This window comes from Staphylococcus caeli (genome assembly GCF_900097965.1).
In the GTDB taxonomy this organism is placed as follows: Bacteria; Bacillota; Bacilli; order Staphylococcales; family Staphylococcaceae; genus Staphylococcus; species Staphylococcus caeli.
This window is the reverse complement of the sequence record NZ_FMPG01000008.1, coordinates 1-16,420: the sequence shown is the minus strand read 5'-3', so window position 1 is coordinate 16,420 and position 16,420 is coordinate 1. Positions and strand designations below refer to the sequence as shown.

Genomic DNA, 16,420 nt, shown 5'->3' with positions numbered 1-16,420 from the left:
TTGATGCATCAAGCAACTTTTGAATGTTGCTTGATGTGTTTTTTATGTTCAGAGACAAATAATCTAGAAATTATAAGTATTCTATTTCTAAAATTAATAAAATTGCGATAGCCGTAGGCATTTCTCTTTATTAATTTGATTTTATTAATGATTCCTTCAATTGGACCGTTAGTTAATTTTGGATGCTGCATAGTGTTTTCTATAAAAGGTAAATAGTCTTTGAAAGTTTTTATAATACGGTTAAGTCCTTCAAAGAGTTCTTCATTTTCTGCTTTACTTAAAGCTTCTTCAAAATTTTTTATATCGTTCATTCTTAATGCATTTAAAATTTGATGGCCAATTCGATAGGTTGCTTCTAATTTATCGTCTAAAGTAAGTAAATACTGTAATGCACTATAAGTGCTTTGCCAACTCTTAAAGAGCCTGAATGGATGTATCAACAAGTTGGATTAATAAAAAGAATAATAAACATTAATAGAATTTCTTGAGTAAAAAAGCTTCTAAAGGAGTGAATCAACGAAAATGTTGGTTCACTTTTTAAAATATTAAAAAAGGAGTTGTCATTATGCAGACAGTATTAGGAAGCAATGGTCAAATTGGCCAAGAACTAGCAAAAGAAATTTATAAGTGTTATACAAAAAATATTCGATTAGTTGGTAGAAAACCTAAAAAAATTCATGATACAGATGAATTAGTAGCAGCTGATTTGATGAACTATGAAGATACTTATGAAGCAGTTAAAGGAAGCGAAATTGTATACTTTACTGTAGGCTTACCTGCGAATTCAGAGATGTGGGAAAATAGATTCCCAGTAATTATGAGAAATGTAATTAAAGCATGTCAAGAAACCAAAGCGAAATTAGTATTTTTTGATAATACTTATATGTATGAAAAAAATGATAGTATTCAAATAGAAAGCAGTCCCTTTGTTCCCAAAGGAAGAAAATCAAAGGTTCGCGCAGATATCGCTGAAATGTTGTTATCAGCTATGAAAGAAAAATCAATCGATGCAGTTATTGGTCGCGCGCCAGAATTTTACGGTCCTGGAATGACTCAAAGCATAACAAACTCTCTAGTTTTTAATCGAGTGAAAGAAGAAAAACGAGCACTTGTTCCTGTCGATGATTATGTATTACGTACGCTTATTTGGACTCCTGATGCAAGTCGTGCTTTAGCATTGTTAGGTAATACGCCAGATGCATACGGTGAAACTTGGCATTTACCGACTGATGATAGTATTACCTATAAAGAAATAATTAATACTGCAGAAAAGGTATTAGACAGAAAAATTAAATATACTATTGTCCCGATGTGGCTTTTTAAGATAGGTAGCTTATTTAATCAACAAGTCAAAGAACTTACAGAGTTATTGCCGAGATATAAATATGACAATGTCTTTAAATCTAGTAAATTCAAAGAAAAATTTCCTGATTTTAAAGTAACTAAATATGAAGCGGGAATAAGAAATATTTTAGAAGGAGATTAAAGTAATGAAAAAAATTATGATTGTTAATACTAGTGTCGATTACTTTGAAGGTACTAGTAAACCGACAGGACTTTGGCTTGGAGAACTTGTTCATTTCTATGATTATTTTAATTCAAAAAATTATCAAATTGATTTATTTAATATTAACGGGGGCAATACACCAATTGATCCGGTTAGTTTAAAACCTTTAATGCTAGATCGTGTGACAAAAAAATATTACAATAATGAATCTTTCATGGGTATGTTGCGGCGTTCAAAGTCTATAAAGGAAGCCAACCCTGATGAATATGATGTGATTTACTTTACCGGTGGGCATGGGGTCATGTTTGATTTTCCTAATAATGAACATATCCAACGTGCAATAAATGATATATATAGTCACGGTGGTATTGTCGCCGCTGTTTGCCATGGTATAGCAGCATTATTAAATGTTAAAGATGAAAACGGTAGATTCTTTATCGATCATAGAGAGATAACTGGATTTTCTAATAGCGAAGAGATTTTAGTAAATCGTAAAAACATCGTGCCATTTATGCTAGAGAGTGAAATTAAAAAACGTGAAGCTTATTATAATAAAGCTAAAATACCATTTATTCCCTATGTCAAAGTGGATGATAGATTGGTTACAGGACAAAACCCACAATCACCAAAACAAGTAGCACAAGCAGTTGATAAGCTACTTAACAAACATTAAGCTAAGCAAAATTTTGCTTAGCTTTTTTAAACCGTATCATTAAATCAATAGGTAGAAACATATTACAACAAAAATAAAGAAATTTTAAAAACATAAATGCAAATTTTATGACAGTAATTATAGCAATGATATGGGATTATTAATCGTTTTCTATACTCCTATAATTTTAAAAGTGCAATAATAACAAAAGGTCAATAGAGTGCCTGCAACTTTTTAAATTATTTAAAAAGTTGTTGATATATCGTTGTTTTAGATATATATTAATAAAAACAAATATTGGGGATGAATAAATGAAAACTAAGATAATGATGGTAACGATGAGTAGTATACTACTGGGAGGATTACTATTAAATTTAAGTTTCAGTGCAAATGCTGAAGAATATACTGCTAATGATAATATCGTAGAAAACCAAGAATACCCTGAAGTTACAGAAATGAATCTTGAAATAGGTGGTCAAGATGCAACAAATAGTAATCAACAAGGTGGCGAGTTGGACCATGGAGTAATGAATCCGGATGGAACAGTAACCAATCCGAATGTATCGCCTAATCACGATATATTAGAAGTCGAGAAACCAATGGAATTACAAGATGCAACAAATAGTAACCAACAAGGTGACGAGTTGGATCACGGAGTGCTAAATCCGGATGGAACAGTAACCAATCCGAATGTATCGCCTAATCACGATATATTAGAAGTAGAAAAACCAATGGAGCTACAAGATGCGACAAATAGTAACCAACAAGGTGACGAGTTGGATCACGGAGTGCTAAATCCGGATGGAACAGTAACCAATCCGAATGTATCGCCTAATCATGATATATTAGAAGTAGAAAAACCAATGGAGCTACAAGATGCGACAAATAGTAACCAACAAGGTGACGAGTTGAATCACGGAGTGCTAAATCCGGATGGAACAGTAACCAATCCGAATGTATCGCCTAATCACGATATATTAGAAGTAGAAAAACTAATGGAATTACAAGATGCGACAAATAGTAATGATCAAAACAAAGAATTGGGTCACAATAATGTAGTGAATAATCTTAATACATTACCTGAAACAGGAGAGCAACAATCTAGTTTATCTATAGTAACTTTAGTTGCATCTTTAACTTTAATTACTGGTATATTTTTAGTGATGAGACGTATTATTAAATCGAAGTAAACACTAGTAAAATTAAGAAACTGATCTGCACCCCAGAAGTTGGAATAAAAACTAACTACTAGAGGTGCATTTTTATGTATGAAGATTATAAATTAGAGTTTAAATTAAGAACAGTGTCAAAATATTTAAAGAGCACAGTTATAGTTTTCTGATAGCTATATTAAAAACCGCATCACTAACAGATAAGCAGAGAGTTATCAATCTTTTTTATAGTAAGAAAGTACATAGCACTAAAAGAATATTTTTATATGCAACAACATTTATAATTTATTCTATTTTTGTATTCTTTATTTTAATTATTAGTATCATTATTGGGATGTTACTTGAGATTCTATGTCTTTTTTAGGAAATCCTATACTATTATAGTATTTTATACGCAATAAAGGACTAATCTATTTTATACAGATTAGTCCTTTATTGTAATCTTTAAAAACTAGTTATTCATTAATGCTTTTTAGTACAATTTTAGCAACTTCACTTACTATTTTATCATTAGGTTTACCATCTTTTTTATCTTTATTTGTAAATATAACTAAAATTATAGGCTTATTTTGTCCATCTGGATAAACAAGTGCAACATCGTTTCTTGAACCGTATGTTAGTGCTTGACCACTCTTATCCATAACTTTAAAATTTGAAGATGCGCCATCTCTAATTAATGTATCGCCACTTTTATTTTTAAACATTAAATCAAGCAAGAAATCTTTGTTCGCTTTACTAAGCTTTCCATCAACTATAAGTTTATTTAAAGTTTTACCATAGGCTATTGGAGTAGTTGTATCTCGTTTATCCTTCGGCGAATAAAAATTTAAATCGGGTTCTTTTCTGGATGGATGTGTTGTTGTATCTCCTAAATCTGTCAGTCTATTTTTGACATGCTCATATCCTCCTAATTCATCGATAATTTTATTGTTAGCAGTGTTATCGCTAAATAACATGGTAGCTTCTATAAGTTTTTTTATAGTTATCTCTTTGCCAATATATTTTTCTAACACTGGTGAATATGGAACGATATCATCCTTATTGATATGAATTTTTTTATCTAATTTGTTGTAAGGTGTTTGCTCAAGTAGCATGGCACTACTTATAGCTTTTAATGTGGAAGCATAGGCAAATCGTTTATTTTCATTAAATGATAATTCTTCACCGTTTTGAGTGTTAAGAGCATACATACCTATGTTAGCACCATATTTTTTTTCGAGTTTTTCAATGTCATTATTAGTTGAATGCTTAGTATTACAAGCGCTTAATATCAACGCTAACATGACTAATATTATTAATTTTTTCAATTTTACTCCTCCTATATATTACAAATGTAATCTTTTTAAAAATAACTTTTCTTCTAATTTACTTAGTTAACAACAAGTCGAAAGAAGTATTTAAATTACTTATCTATGTCAAATTTAGTATTTCCGTGATCATATAAATCATCATAAACTTTTCCAGATATCGCAGCATTATAGCTGGCCATCCCTTTATTTTGAACGTCTTTAATATTAATCGCCATTAGCATATTGGGATTATTTTTATCATATGAAACAAACCAACCTATTTGTCTTCCGGTTTCACCTTTTTTCATTTTTAATTCTGCTGTTCCAGATTTACCTATAATTCGGGCATAGTTTTTGTAAATATCATCTCTATGTGTTTTAGTCACTACGCGTTCCATACCATTAGTTAATATACCTATGTCTTTTTTAGATATAATAGACTTTTTCCAAATTTGAGACTTTGTTTCACGTAAAACATGAGGGTTTTGTATATTTCCGTTATTTTCTAAAGCACTGTAGATTGACAAAATTTGTATAGGATTTACTAGTATCTCACCTTGGCCATATCCTGAATCTGCTAGCAATATGTCATTATTTAAATTACTATTTGAAATTTGTGCTTTATAAAAGGGGTAATCACTCGGGATATTTTCACCAACTCCTAAATCTTTCATACCTTTCTCAAATTTTTTAGCTCCTAAAGCTAATGCAATACGTGCAAAAAATATGTTATCTGATGATTCTATTGCTTGCTTTAAATCTATCTTACCGTCTACTACTTTAAATCTTGTTATATTATAATCTCCCCATGATTCATCTTTTTGCCAACCTTTACCATAAATATCAAAATTAGTATTGTTGTTTAGTTTATTTTCTTTTAAAGCTATAATAGATGTTAATATTTTTTGAGTTGAACCTGGTGATGTAGTGATTTGAAATTTGTTGAGAAAAGGCTCTTTTTTATTGTTACTTAATTTATGGTAATCATGATTGCTTATTCCATTCATGAATGGGTAAATATCATACGATGGGGTACTTACCAAAGCTAAAATTTCTCCAGTTTTCGGTTGTAATGCTGTACCGGACCCATAGTCATTTTTCATATTTTTATAAATACTTTCTTGTACTCTTGTATCTATAGTTAAGTAAAGATCTTTGCCGTTCTTAGCTTTTTTCTCTAATAATGTGTCTAAAGGTTTATTTTCGTAAGTATTTGCAATGGATACTCTAAAACCATCAGTATTTTGCAATTGTTTATCATAGAGGCGTTCTAAGCCCTTTTTTCCAATAACAGTATTTTTGCTATAGTTTTTAAATTGTTTACTTTGTAACTCTTCGGAATTAATGGGACCTACATAACCTAAAAGATGTGCTGTTGCTTTATTCAACGGATAAACACGGCTTTTTATAGTATTTATTTGTAAATTGTATGATTTAATTAATTTGTCTATAGATTCGTCTTTTTTATTTACCTTTTTAATTGGTACAAATGAATCTGGCTGTACCCATTTTTGATTAACTTTATTGGTTATAGCTGTTGTATCAATTTGTAAGTCACGAGCAATATCGCTATATTTATTTTCGGGTGTTTTATTAGGAACAATACCGATTTCGTATGCATTTCCAGTTTTAGCTAATTCTATACCATTTCTATCTATTATTTTGCCTCGTTCTGATTTTAATGTTTCTATATTAATTTTTTGTCTATTTTTCAATCCAGGTATTATTACTCCCTGGTCCCAATCTAATTTCCAATGCTTATCTTCATAAATAAAGTTTAATTGTGAATTACGGCGTATAGTTCCATATTTTGTATACATGTTATATTTAACGTCAACTTGCTTTTTATCTTTTCCAGTTTTTTTAGTTTTATGATTAGTAATTTTTAAGTTATTGACACCTAAATCTTTGTGAATTTTTTTATTCCTATCTATAATTTCTTCTTCTCCAAATGCAAGTTTAGATGTTTCTGAACTATTTTTATATATTTTGTTATAGTCTCCCTTTTCAATAGCATTAATTGTTTTCTCAATATCGTCATCTCTGAATAACCAAGTTATTATAATAATAGTTAGTAAAAGAACTAGAACACTAATATAAATTTTTTTCATTTATTCCTCCTTAATACTACAAATGTAATCTAATGATATTACATTTGTAGTCTGTTTGTCAAAATAATGCTATAATATTTAAGAAGTGAGGTGTGAAAATGCTACAACAATTCTTGGTAATGAGTTTAATTAGTTCTATTCTGACTTTGTTAATAATTTTAATTGTCCGTGCTATATCTATTATGTATTTTAAGACTCGCTTAAATCATAAAGTTTGGTTACTAGTTGTTCTTTCATCATTTTTACCTTTAATACCGATAAATAATTTATTGCAAGTCAAAATTCCAGATATATTTTCATTTGATATGATTTCACATTCATCTAAGTCTATTAATCATAATTTATCAAATGGAAGTACTCATTTAACAAAAGATTTGGCTTTGAATATCCAACATCATGAGATGCCATTTATCCTAATTATTTTATTAGTAGTTTGGTTTATTGGATTAATATTTTTTAGCTTTAAATTTATTTCTGCTATTAAGCAAATTGTCTTTATAAAAGATTTATCTATTAAATCTCCAATATTAGATAACCAATTAAAGAAATGTATAAATGATTTAAACATCAAAGAAAAATCTATTGCAATTATTCATGTAGATGAAGTTGAGAATCCAATGGTCTTTTGGCTAGGAAAGTACTATATTGTTTTGCCCACAAATATAAAAGATATGATGAAAGAAGAAGAAGTTGATTATATAATTAGCCATGAACTCATTCATATTAAGAATAAGGATTTATGGAGCAATTATATATTCACAATTTTCACTAGTATATTATGGTTCAATCCAGCATTACATTTATCAAAAAAATTATTTAATATTGATTGTGAGATTTCATGTGATAATCAAGTTCTTATAAGATTAAGTCAATCAAATCACATAAGATATGGTAAGGCAATTTTGAAATGTTGGGCTATACAGAAGCAATCAGTTAATAATTTTGTAGCAAAATATTTATTAGGAACTCAATCTAATTTAAAAAGTCGTATTGTGAATATCTCAAAATTTAAAAGTACCCGAAATCGTAAATTGAAATTTCTACCCTATGTGGTTTTATCTATTTTGATTTTACTGCAAGGATTTATGGTTTCTGCTCATTCTGACAAGAATGAATATACGGATGCTATCAAATATACAAACTTGAAAGAATTAGGTTCTCATTTCTCAGGTTTTAAGGGTAGCTTTGTATTATATGATAATCAGAAAAAAGAGTACTTCTTATATAATGAAAAAGAAAGTAGAAAAAGATACACACCTGATTCTACATATAAACTGTATTTAGCATTAATTGGATTTGATAGAAATGTTATGTCGTTGAATAATACTGAACAAAAATGGAATGGTAAAATAAATGTTTTCAAAGAATGGAATCAAAATCAAAATTTAAGTTCAGCAATGAGATATTCTGTGAATTGGTATTTTGAAAATATAAATAGCAGCATAAAAAATAAAGACCTTAAAAATTATATAAGTGAATTACAGTATGGTAATGAAAACATATCAGGAAATAAAAATTATTGGAATGAATCCTCTTTAAAAATTTCTGCAATAGAACAAGTTAATCTATTAATGAAAATGGATAATCAACAGCTTAAATTTGATGAAAATTATATCAATGCTGTAAAAGATAGTATTACACTAAAAAAATCTAATCAATATAGATATCTAGGTAAAACTGGAACAGGTATAATAAACGGCAAGGAAACGAATGGATGGTTTATTGGAACAATTCAGAAAAACGGAAAAACTTACTACTTTGCCACACACTTAGATGGGAAGAATAATGCCAGTGGTAAAAAAGCGAAAAGTATTTCTGAAAAAATTCTTGAAGAAATGGAGTTAATACAATGACACATGAAGGCTATGATATATCAGCATCAGAATGGGAAATAATGAATACGATTTGGAATGAAAAATTAATAAGTGCTAATGACGTTATAGAAATAGTACAACAACGAAAGGAATGGAGCCCAAAAACAATAAGAACACTAATCAACCGTCTTTACAAAAAGAAATTCATAGATAGAACAAGGCGAAATAAAATTTTTGAATATTTCCCAATAGTAGAGGAAAAAGATATGAAGTACAAAACGTCTAAAGTGTTTTTGGATAAAGTGTATGAAGGTGGATTAAATTCATTAGTCTTAAATTTTGTTGAAAATGAAGAGTTGTCTGAAGATGATATTGAAGAATTAAAAAATATTTTAAACAAAAAGAAAGATTAAGAAGGAGTATTTTCAAATAACTAGAACTTAAAAAGCATAGTATATATCATAGAGAGAAAGATTGATAAATTCTTCCTCATTAATGAGGAGCTACACAGTTATGAGATTAGGTAATCTGAGGATACCTAATCATTTTCGATATAGAAAATTACAAGTCTCTAGTATAGTGGTTTCTTGTTAAATATATTTATCTATTCACTAGGAAGTTAGTGGGGAATTTAGGATTATAAATTGAAATCTGGGTTAGAGTTTTTCGGTAATAATATGCAATTGTTGTAGGCTGTTTCATATTTAGAACATGTTGTACGTATTCATCAAGACTTGTAGTTAATAGCATTTTATTATAAATACTAAAATTCAAAGTTTTTAATCTTGTTTTCCCATTTATGGAGTTTATGCCATAAGATTTACAAAGTGAAATACCATCTTCTCTTGAAGCTATACCTATTACGTTATTTGTTGTGCATTTTGCAAATTGAATAGCTAAGTGACCAACGCCACCATTAGTACCATGAATAATGATATTATCATCTTTATTCAAGTTCAATTTTTGTATACCTCATAACGCTACAGTTTCTACTCCAAGAATTGCTGAAGCACTTTTGTAAGATAAATTTTAGGGAATAGATCTTACGAAATCTTGATGTACAGCAACTTATTCGGCAAAAAAGCCACCCTTAGTATTTTAGAAAGAGCATGCATAAACCCAATCTCCTACAGTAAGATTTGTGACATTTGCTCTCTTATCTTGTATCACTCCAGATCATTCACTACCACAAGTGTATGGAAAGTTATGTTCGATATCTAACATTTTGTGGTAGCTATCATCAATTTCAAATTGTTCCCATTCTCTTATTCCAGCATATTCCACTTTAATTAAAACCTCATCATCTGAATACATGGTAATGGTACATCTTGAATTGAAAAATTTCTTCAACCGAATTCATTTAAGCCAAGTGATTTCATTGTAAATACCTTCCTTATATTATCTGATGTCAGTTTAATATACAATTAGGACAACAAATGTCTAATATATGGAGTGAATTATGAAAAGTGATAGACTTTTTAAAATTTTAGACTTATTAAAATCAAGAGATATTGTACCTACTAGAACATTGGCCGAAAGATTATATGTTAGCAATAGAACAATAAGAAGAGATGTGAATTGACTTAGTTTGATGGGGTACCCTATTGTTTCTAAAAGGGGAGCGAATGGAGGGTGGTGACTCTTAAACAATTTCAAGACTGCTATCAAAACATTAACTGAAGATAAAATGAATTTATTAACAATTGGACCATCACAACAAATACTAAAAGGTTTAAATTACTATGACCAGCAGTTATCTTTAGAGAGTAAGTTAAATCATGTTGATTTTAATAAATATGTTCATATAGATACTTCAAATTGGTTTGATGAATTACAGAAATCACCTTTAATACAAATGATATATCAAAACATAAAAAAACGAAAAAAGATAATTATTAATTACTGTAAAAGAAATACAGTGTGAAGAGCTAAAAACATTATTAATAGACATATTGAATCACTATAGAAAAAATTGAGTATAGTTATCAAATAAACCTCATCATCAACTGATAAGCAGAAGCGTATCCCAAGTGAAACGCTTCTGCCTATTAGTTTTAAATATGAAAATATCAAACTAACTAAAAAAATGAAATATTAAATTATTTCGTAAAGCGTGAAAGTTTATGACTCAATTTTATGATCCATTCGACCTTCAAAGTCATCGAGCAATGCGAGTGCTTCGTCTGTCGTATGTGTTTGCATCAATTGATGTCTTAGTTCACTAGCGCCTCTGATGCCACGTACGTATATTTTAAAGAATCTGCGTAAAGGCTTATATTGTCGATCTTCATCTTTTGAATATTTGTTAAACAATGCCAGATGTAGTCTCAGTAAGCCTAACAGTTCTTTACTTGTATGCTCGCGGGGCTCTTTTTCAAATGCAAAAGGATTATGGAAAATACCTCGTCCAATCATTACACCATCAATGCCATATTTTTCTGCAAGTTCTAGACCAGTTTTTCTATCTGGAATATCACCGTTAATCGTTAACAATGTATTTGGTGCGATTTCGTCACGCAATTTTTTAATTTCTTCAATCAATTCCCAATGTGCATCTACTTTACTCATCTCTTTACGGGTACGGAGGTGAATAGATAAATTTGCAATATCTTGCTCGAAGACGTGTCTTAACCAATCTCGCCATTCATCGATTTCATAATATCCGAGACGTGTTTTAACACTTACCGGTAGACCTCCCGCTTTAGCAGCTTGAATAATTTCAGCCGCAGTTTCAGGGCGAAGAATTAGGCCAGAACCCTTACCTTTACTTGCAACATTAGCTACTGGACAACCCATATTCAAATCAATGCCTTTAAAGCCCATCTCTGCCATACCGATGCTCATTTCGCGAAAATGCTCTGGTTTGTCTCCCCAAATATGAGCGACCATAGGCTGTTCATCCTCACTAAATGTTAAGCGTCCACGCACACTGTGTATCCCTTCAGGATGACAAAAGCTCTCAGTATTTGTAAATTCAGTGAAAAATACATCGGGTCTAGCAGCTTCACTAACAACATGACGAAAGACGATATCTGTTACATCTTCCATTGGCGCTAAAATAAAAAATGGACGTGGTAATTCACGCCAAAAATTTTCTTTCATAATATATTTAAACCTTCTTTTCTCTTAATATCTCGACTTTTTATACATGATGATATTACCATAAATTAACAGGATATTGAATAGTAACAAACTAAATAAGAAAGTGTCTCGCAAGAAAATAAAATATATATTTTAACTATGGCAACTTTACTAATATAGATCAAGATAAATAATTAAATTTTCTTTTTACTAAAATTAGGCTAGAATAATAATATGATTTTTATATGTAAATATTCGTCAATTTAAATGTAACTATGATTTCTAAAATATAACTGGGATATATTATATAAGTATCCCTATAAAAGGGAGAATATATGGCTGTTTTCTATGTGTTTCAAGGGGTAACTTACGATATAGAAAGAAAGGGTGGCTATGTATGGTCACCTCGACTAACTAAGAATGGGAAAAAGAATGCTGGATTTAGTAATATGACGAAAATTAAGAAAGGTGATTTTATTCTACACAATCGAGATAGCAAAGTAGTTGCTATAAGTGTTGCTAAAGACGGCTGTGAGGAAGTTGATCAACCTATTGAGCTAATGGAGGGAGAATCATCAGATTTATGGAATAATGAAGGATATCGTGTTCAGTTAACGTATTATCCTTTTGATACAGATTTAAATACCAGAGATTTTAGGCATTGGCTTAAAGACAATTATAAAGAAAATAGTGCTTTTGATATAAATGGTAAAGGAAAGCAGCAATACATGTGTAATTTACCAGAAGAACATGCCGTGTTTATTCTAGAAAAAGCGATTGAAATTCAAAAAAATGCTGAAGTATTATTTCATTTAAAAGGTGCATTAAATGAAATTGAAGATGAAAGAAATTCAGAATATGCTCAAGTAGAAAAAGATTTAATCAATATAGAAATAGAGAATAGGATAGATGGAGCTCAAATCGATAAAGAAATATCGAAAGTTGAACCACAGATGACGATGTTGTCTAATGCTACTGGAAGAGAAATTCCGAAAAGGAAAGCTGAAAGAGCAGTGATAGCGTTAAAATTAGCTAATTATAAGTGTGAATATAATCCTGAAGATAGAACATTTACTAGAAGAAATGGTAAGGAATATACAGAGCCGCACCATCTGATTCCAATAAGTAAGTATAGAGAGTTCGATAGAAGCCTCGATGTTAAAGAGAACATTGTTTCACTATGCAGTCATTGTCATAACCTGCTTCATTACGGAAGATTAGAAGAAAAAGAAGGAATGTTAGAAAAAATATTATTGGATAGACAAGATCAATTGAGAGGCTATGGTATTTCCATCAGTTTGGATCAATTATCAGATTATTATAAATAAAGTATAATGACTATTGAATCGAATTAATATTAGTAATCTAGGTAAAGTGAAAAAGCTGAAATTAAATAAAAATTCCAATAAATAAGTTAAAAGCCCTTCATTAGCGTTTAGGGCTTAAATGTAGTAACTATAGAAACCTCTATAAAATGGAAAGAAAGCATGTTCAAGATAGTCATAATAGTAGTTGGAAAAGTGTAATCTCAGTAAAAATTCAGAATCTAAAAAACTCGAAATAGAACAGATGACGAGGTTAAAAAAGAGTAGGTTGATAAAATTGAATATTCAATTAGAAAATTTAAAGATAAACTTTCAAAATGAAGCGCCAGCTCCTTTTTTTCAAGTGGAAGATAATCATAGGATAAGACTTGATATAGAGTACATTAATCGGGAAAATCTTACTCAGATAGTAGATATGCTCTTTAAAGATAATAGTTGTATTAAGCTGTCTTATTATTATGGAACAGTCTTTCCAAATTTAATTAAAGAACCAACTCGGATAGGCAGGTATATTTCAATAAAGAACTGGAAAGAAGAATTAATTGAAATAGAAAATGAATATAATGAAAAAGAAGCATATGTAATTGTAACTATTACAAATATTAGGAAATCTGAATTGATTAATTATATTTTGTATTTAAAAAATGCGGTGAAAAATCCCTATATGTGTGTTTATGATAAGCATAATTTATTATGTAATAGTACAGATGTTATAGATATTGTTAGTGGTTCCACTTCAATAATGAATGATTTGAAATCGGTATATAATTCTATTGAAAACCACTTTTATAGTGAAGAATAAAGCTTAAGTGTTGAAAACGTTTGGTTGTAAATATTTATAAACGAATTATAGTGTAGTTATTCCATTAAAAGAGGTGTGTATTATACATGCTTCTTTTGTTTTTATTCAGAAAGTATAAATATAAGTAGTGGTGGTTAGTTTTTGTACGCTTTTAAAAAAAAAAATAAAACAGAAATTTATGAAAAATATTATAGTATTTTCTTGTGCGTTACATTAAAATAATATGTATAAAATTAAATATTGGGAGTAGGGGTTATATGAATTGTTCAAATTGTGGTGAACAAGTTGCTAGAAGTGACAAGTTTTGTATTCATTGCGGACATAGTGTAAAAAGTGATATGTCAACAAAAGAAGGGGAAATTCAAAATGAGAATATTTGCCCAAATTGTAATACAAGTGTAAAAGATGAAGATAAATTTTGTGTAAAATGCGGTTGTTTTTTGAAAGAAAATGAAGAGATAAAAAGTAGACTTCACAAAAAAGATGAGAAAGATAATTATAATGAAAGTTCTGAAACAATAGAAAAACAGACTGCTCAAAATATTAATCTCAAAAATGAAGCGAAAAATTTGTTTAATAATACTACTAAATCTATTGGGAAGTTTGCAGGTAGTGAAGAAAGTTTAGACTTGAATTTAAAAGATATGTTTTCGGAAGTGTTTAAACCACATTCGAAAGAAGAATCGGACGAAGTATTTATAGCTGGAACTTTGAATACAACACCATCTTTAGATGAAGTTTCAGAAGAATGGGCTAAGCCTTGGGTTTTTTCTAGAGTTTTCCTAGCGTTTGCTATTACATTTGCAGCATTATGGGTTTTAGGTAATGTATTTGAAAACACAAATGCAATACCTGGTCTAATATTTATTGGCGCATTAACAGTGCCATTAACAGGATTATTCTTTTTTTATGAGTCAAATGCATTTAAAAATATTAGCTTATTTGAAGTTTTGAAAATGTTTTTTATAGGTGGCGTTTTTTCTTTAGTTAGTACTATGATTTTGTATAATTTCATTACTTTTAGTGATGAATACTATTTAAATGGGACGATGACAGTTGTAGATGCAGTGCTAGTAGGGCTGGTTGAAGAAACAGGTAAGGCTATCATTATAGTGTATTTTATTAATAAAAATAAAACGAATAAAATTTTAAATGGATTACTTATTGGAGGAGCAATTGGTGCAGGATTTGCGGTTTTTGAATCAGCAGGCTATATATTAAATTATTCTACTAATTTTGATATTTCACTAATTGATATGATTTACACAAGAGCATGGACAGCTATTGGGGGACATTTAGTTTGGTCAGCAATCATTGGTGCAGGAATAGTTATCGCAAAGGAAGAAAATAATTTTGGCTTCAATAATATATTAGATAAGCGACTACTATTTTTCTTTTTTTCTTCAGTAATTTTGCATGGTATTTGGGATACATCAATTTCTCTAGCAGGAAGCCTGACACTTAAGTATCTGGTATTGATAGTTATCGTATGGATTTTTGTATTCATATTAATGAAAGCTGGGTTAAAACAGGTGAACATTTTGCAAGCTAAATCAATAATCGCAAAGGAGCATATCAATAAATGAAGTATTGTCCTAATTGCGGTAATAAAGTAGAAAACAATCAAAGTTTTTGCAATAAATGTGGTGAAAAGTTAGTGAATGTGGATCGAAAAATTAATCACAATAAATATTACAATTCACAATTAAAAAATAAAAACAGTAGAAATGAACATAGGAATCGTTCTAATTCTAAGTTATGGATGATTATTATTTCAATAGTGGTCTTTATTATAATAGTGTTAGCGTTGTCAGTTGGCGGATATTACTTATATAAAAATGTAGTACTAGGTAATGGTACTATTAACATATTCCAAAAAGACAATAGAGCTAATCAAGATCAACAGCAATCAGTAATTAATGTTCTGTCAGACGAGTTTAGTGAAAATTTTATGAATGAAGATAATACGGGTGGTTATGAAGGATTTAATATAGGAATGTCAAAAGACGATATAAAAGAAAAATTTGGTGAACCGAATGATATTGTTTACATGGGAATTGGTGAAGTGGAAAAATATCATAATATTGGAATATATTATGGAATTGATGGAACAGTATCTAGTGTATATGTTTTGCCAGAAGGTGTTTCTGTATCTGAATTCAAGCAATTTCATGGTGACCCTACAGTAGAAACAGAAAATCAGTTAGTATATGATGATAACCCTGATAATGGGTTTACGATACTTATTAATATCGCGAATGGGGAAATACAGTCAATTGAAAATAGATATCAGGTTGATGAAGATTCTTTAAATAATATGCGTTAAAATAACCAACGTAATAAATATTATTTAACTAAAAAACAAGGTATTAGAAGTTATTAATTATGAATTTATTGTTAAAAAATCTAATGATTAAATTTGCAAAACAAAGTAAAGGTACAGTATTTCTAACATAACAAAGGTGTTGTGTAGAAAATAAATAATTATTAAAAATTTTGTAGATTTATTAAACTTTGAGAACTTGGCATATTCAAGGTAATAACTTTTGGCTCTTTGTCAATAACGGTTGGTCTATAAAAAATGAATATATTTGATGCATCAAGCAACTTTTGAATGTTGCTTGATGTGTTTTTTATGTTCAGAGACAAATAATCTAGAAATTATAA

Annotated in this window: 15 protein-coding genes; 10 read left to right on the top strand and 5 right to left on the bottom strand. The window is 29.5% G+C overall.

The features are described 5' to 3' along the window. Positions 1-8: 8 nt before the first annotated feature. The gene (locus BJS11_RS08860) at positions 9-440 is read right to left on the bottom strand and encodes a transposase (RefSeq protein WP_159427254.1); all 432 of its coding nucleotides are present in this window, start codon (positions 438-440) and stop codon (positions 9-11) included. A gap of 125 nt (positions 441-565) precedes the next feature. Between BJS11_RS08860 and BJS11_RS08855 the strand changes: the two genes are divergently transcribed. From BJS11_RS08855 to BJS11_RS08845, 3 genes are all read left to right on the top strand, one after another. Beyond that, complete coding sequence (locus BJS11_RS08855) at positions 566-1,486, top strand: NAD-dependent epimerase/dehydratase family protein (protein WP_069996664.1); 921 nt, start codon at positions 566-568, stop codon at positions 1,484-1,486. A 4-nt stretch (positions 1,487-1,490) separates the two neighbouring features. Continuing rightward, positions 1,491-2,180, top strand: a complete 690-nt coding sequence (locus BJS11_RS08850) for a type 1 glutamine amidotransferase domain-containing protein (RefSeq protein ID WP_069996663.1) — start codon at positions 1,491-1,493, stop codon at positions 2,178-2,180. Between the two features lie 290 nt (positions 2,181-2,470). Next, positions 2,471-3,349 (top strand): LPXTG cell wall anchor domain-containing protein, encoded by an 879-nt coding sequence (locus BJS11_RS08845; RefSeq protein ID WP_069996662.1) that lies wholly within the window; start codon positions 2,471-2,473, stop codon positions 3,347-3,349. Positions 3,350-3,786: 437 nt separating this feature from the next. Here the strand turns inward: BJS11_RS08845 and blaZ are convergent, their stop codons facing one another. Together blaZ and BJS11_RS08835 are read right to left on the bottom strand one after the other, a co-directional pair. Continuing rightward, positions 3,787-4,638 carry a mecC-type penicillin-hydrolyzing class A beta-lactamase BlaZ gene (blaZ, locus tag BJS11_RS08840; protein WP_069996661.1) on the bottom strand — a complete coding sequence of 284 codons (852 nt, stop codon included), beginning with the start codon at positions 4,636-4,638 and terminating at the stop codon, positions 3,787-3,789. A 95-nt stretch (positions 4,639-4,733) separates the two neighbouring features. Beyond that, positions 4,734-6,731, bottom strand: coding sequence for a PBP2a family beta-lactam-resistant peptidoglycan transpeptidase MecC3 (locus BJS11_RS08835; RefSeq protein ID WP_069996660.1), 1,998 nt, complete (start codon positions 6,729-6,731; stop codon positions 4,734-4,736). A gap of 98 nt (positions 6,732-6,829) precedes the next feature. Between BJS11_RS08835 and BJS11_RS08830 the strand changes: the two genes are divergently transcribed. Together BJS11_RS08830 and mecI are read left to right on the top strand one after the other, a co-directional pair. Next, the gene (locus BJS11_RS08830) at positions 6,830-8,584 is read left to right on the top strand and encodes a BlaR1 family beta-lactam sensor/signal transducer (protein ID WP_069996659.1); all 1,755 of its coding nucleotides are present in this window, start codon (positions 6,830-6,832) and stop codon (positions 8,582-8,584) included. Beyond that, positions 8,581-8,958: a mecC-type methicillin resistance repressor MecI gene (gene mecI, locus BJS11_RS08825; RefSeq protein WP_069996658.1), complete on the top strand. Its 378-nt coding sequence runs from the start codon at positions 8,581-8,583 to the stop codon at positions 8,956-8,958. The genes BJS11_RS08830 and mecI overlap by 4 nt, the downstream gene beginning before the upstream one ends. A 187-nt stretch (positions 8,959-9,145) precedes the next feature. Here the strand turns inward: mecI and BJS11_RS08820 are convergent, their stop codons facing one another. Beyond that, positions 9,146-9,505, bottom strand: a complete 360-nt coding sequence (locus BJS11_RS08820; protein WP_069996657.1) for a zinc-binding alcohol dehydrogenase family protein — start codon at positions 9,503-9,505, stop codon at positions 9,146-9,148. A 499-nt stretch (positions 9,506-10,004) separates the two neighbouring features. On the opposite strand from BJS11_RS08820, the gene BJS11_RS14175 reads away from it, so the two are divergent. Further along, positions 10,005-10,127 (top strand): HTH domain-containing protein, encoded by a 123-nt coding sequence (locus BJS11_RS14175; protein ID WP_081333142.1) that lies wholly within the window; start codon positions 10,005-10,007, stop codon positions 10,125-10,127. Positions 10,128-10,666: 539 nt separating this feature from the next. Here BJS11_RS14175 and BJS11_RS08810 read toward each other — a convergent pair. Beyond that, complete coding sequence (locus tag BJS11_RS08810; RefSeq protein WP_069996655.1) at positions 10,667-11,647, bottom strand: tRNA dihydrouridine synthase; 981 nt, start codon at positions 11,645-11,647, stop codon at positions 10,667-10,669. A 314-nt stretch (positions 11,648-11,961) separates the two neighbouring features. Here BJS11_RS08810 and BJS11_RS08805 point away from each other — a divergent pair, with 314 nt between their 5' ends. From BJS11_RS08805 to BJS11_RS08790, 4 genes are all read left to right on the top strand, one after another. After that, complete coding sequence (locus tag BJS11_RS08805; RefSeq protein ID WP_069996654.1) at positions 11,962-12,954, top strand: HNH endonuclease; 993 nt, start codon at positions 11,962-11,964, stop codon at positions 12,952-12,954. A gap of 274 nt (positions 12,955-13,228) precedes the next feature. Continuing rightward, a complete protein-coding gene (locus BJS11_RS08800; RefSeq protein WP_069996653.1) occupies positions 13,229-13,753 on the top strand; it encodes a hypothetical protein in 525 nt (174 codons plus the stop codon). 257 nt (positions 13,754-14,010) lie between these two features. After that, positions 14,011-15,339 (top strand): PrsW family glutamic-type intramembrane protease, encoded by a 1,329-nt coding sequence (locus BJS11_RS08795; protein WP_069996652.1) that lies wholly within the window; start codon positions 14,011-14,013, stop codon positions 15,337-15,339. Beyond that, entirely contained in the window at positions 15,336-16,079 is a 744-nt protein-coding gene (locus BJS11_RS08790) for a zinc-ribbon domain-containing protein (protein ID WP_069996651.1), read from the top strand. The genes BJS11_RS08795 and BJS11_RS08790 overlap by 4 nt, the downstream gene beginning before the upstream one ends. Positions 16,080-16,420 lie beyond the last annotated feature (341 nt).

Excerpts from the sequence above, each read along its gene's own strand:
- BJS11_RS08855 (WP_069996664.1), top strand. The coding sequence starts at position 566 with ATGCAGACAGTATTAGGAAGCAATGGTCAAATTGGCCAAGAACTAGCA.
- BJS11_RS08850 (WP_069996663.1), top strand. The coding sequence starts at position 1,491 with ATGAAAAAAATTATGATTGTTAATACTAGTGTCGATTACTTTGAAGGT.
- BJS11_RS08845 (WP_069996662.1), top strand. The coding sequence starts at position 2,471 with ATGAAAACTAAGATAATGATGGTAACGATGAGTAGTATACTACTGGGA.
- BJS11_RS08835 (WP_069996660.1), bottom strand. The coding sequence starts at position 6,731 with ATGAAAAAAATTTATATTAGTGTTCTAGTTCTTTTACTAACTATTATT.
- BJS11_RS08830 (WP_069996659.1), top strand. The coding sequence starts at position 6,830 with ATGCTACAACAATTCTTGGTAATGAGTTTAATTAGTTCTATTCTGACT.
- mecI (WP_069996658.1), top strand. The coding sequence starts at position 8,581 with ATGACACATGAAGGCTATGATATATCAGCATCAGAATGGGAAATAATG.
- BJS11_RS14175 (WP_081333142.1), top strand. The coding sequence starts at position 10,005 with ATGAAAAGTGATAGACTTTTTAAAATTTTAGACTTATTAAAATCAAGA.
- BJS11_RS08810 (WP_069996655.1), bottom strand. The coding sequence starts at position 11,647 with ATGAAAGAAAATTTTTGGCGTGAATTACCACGTCCATTTTTTATTTTA.
- BJS11_RS08805 (WP_069996654.1), top strand. The coding sequence starts at position 11,962 with ATGGCTGTTTTCTATGTGTTTCAAGGGGTAACTTACGATATAGAAAGA.
- BJS11_RS08795 (WP_069996652.1), top strand. The coding sequence starts at position 14,011 with ATGAATTGTTCAAATTGTGGTGAACAAGTTGCTAGAAGTGACAAGTTT.
- BJS11_RS08790 (WP_069996651.1), top strand. The coding sequence starts at position 15,336 with ATGAAGTATTGTCCTAATTGCGGTAATAAAGTAGAAAACAATCAAAGT.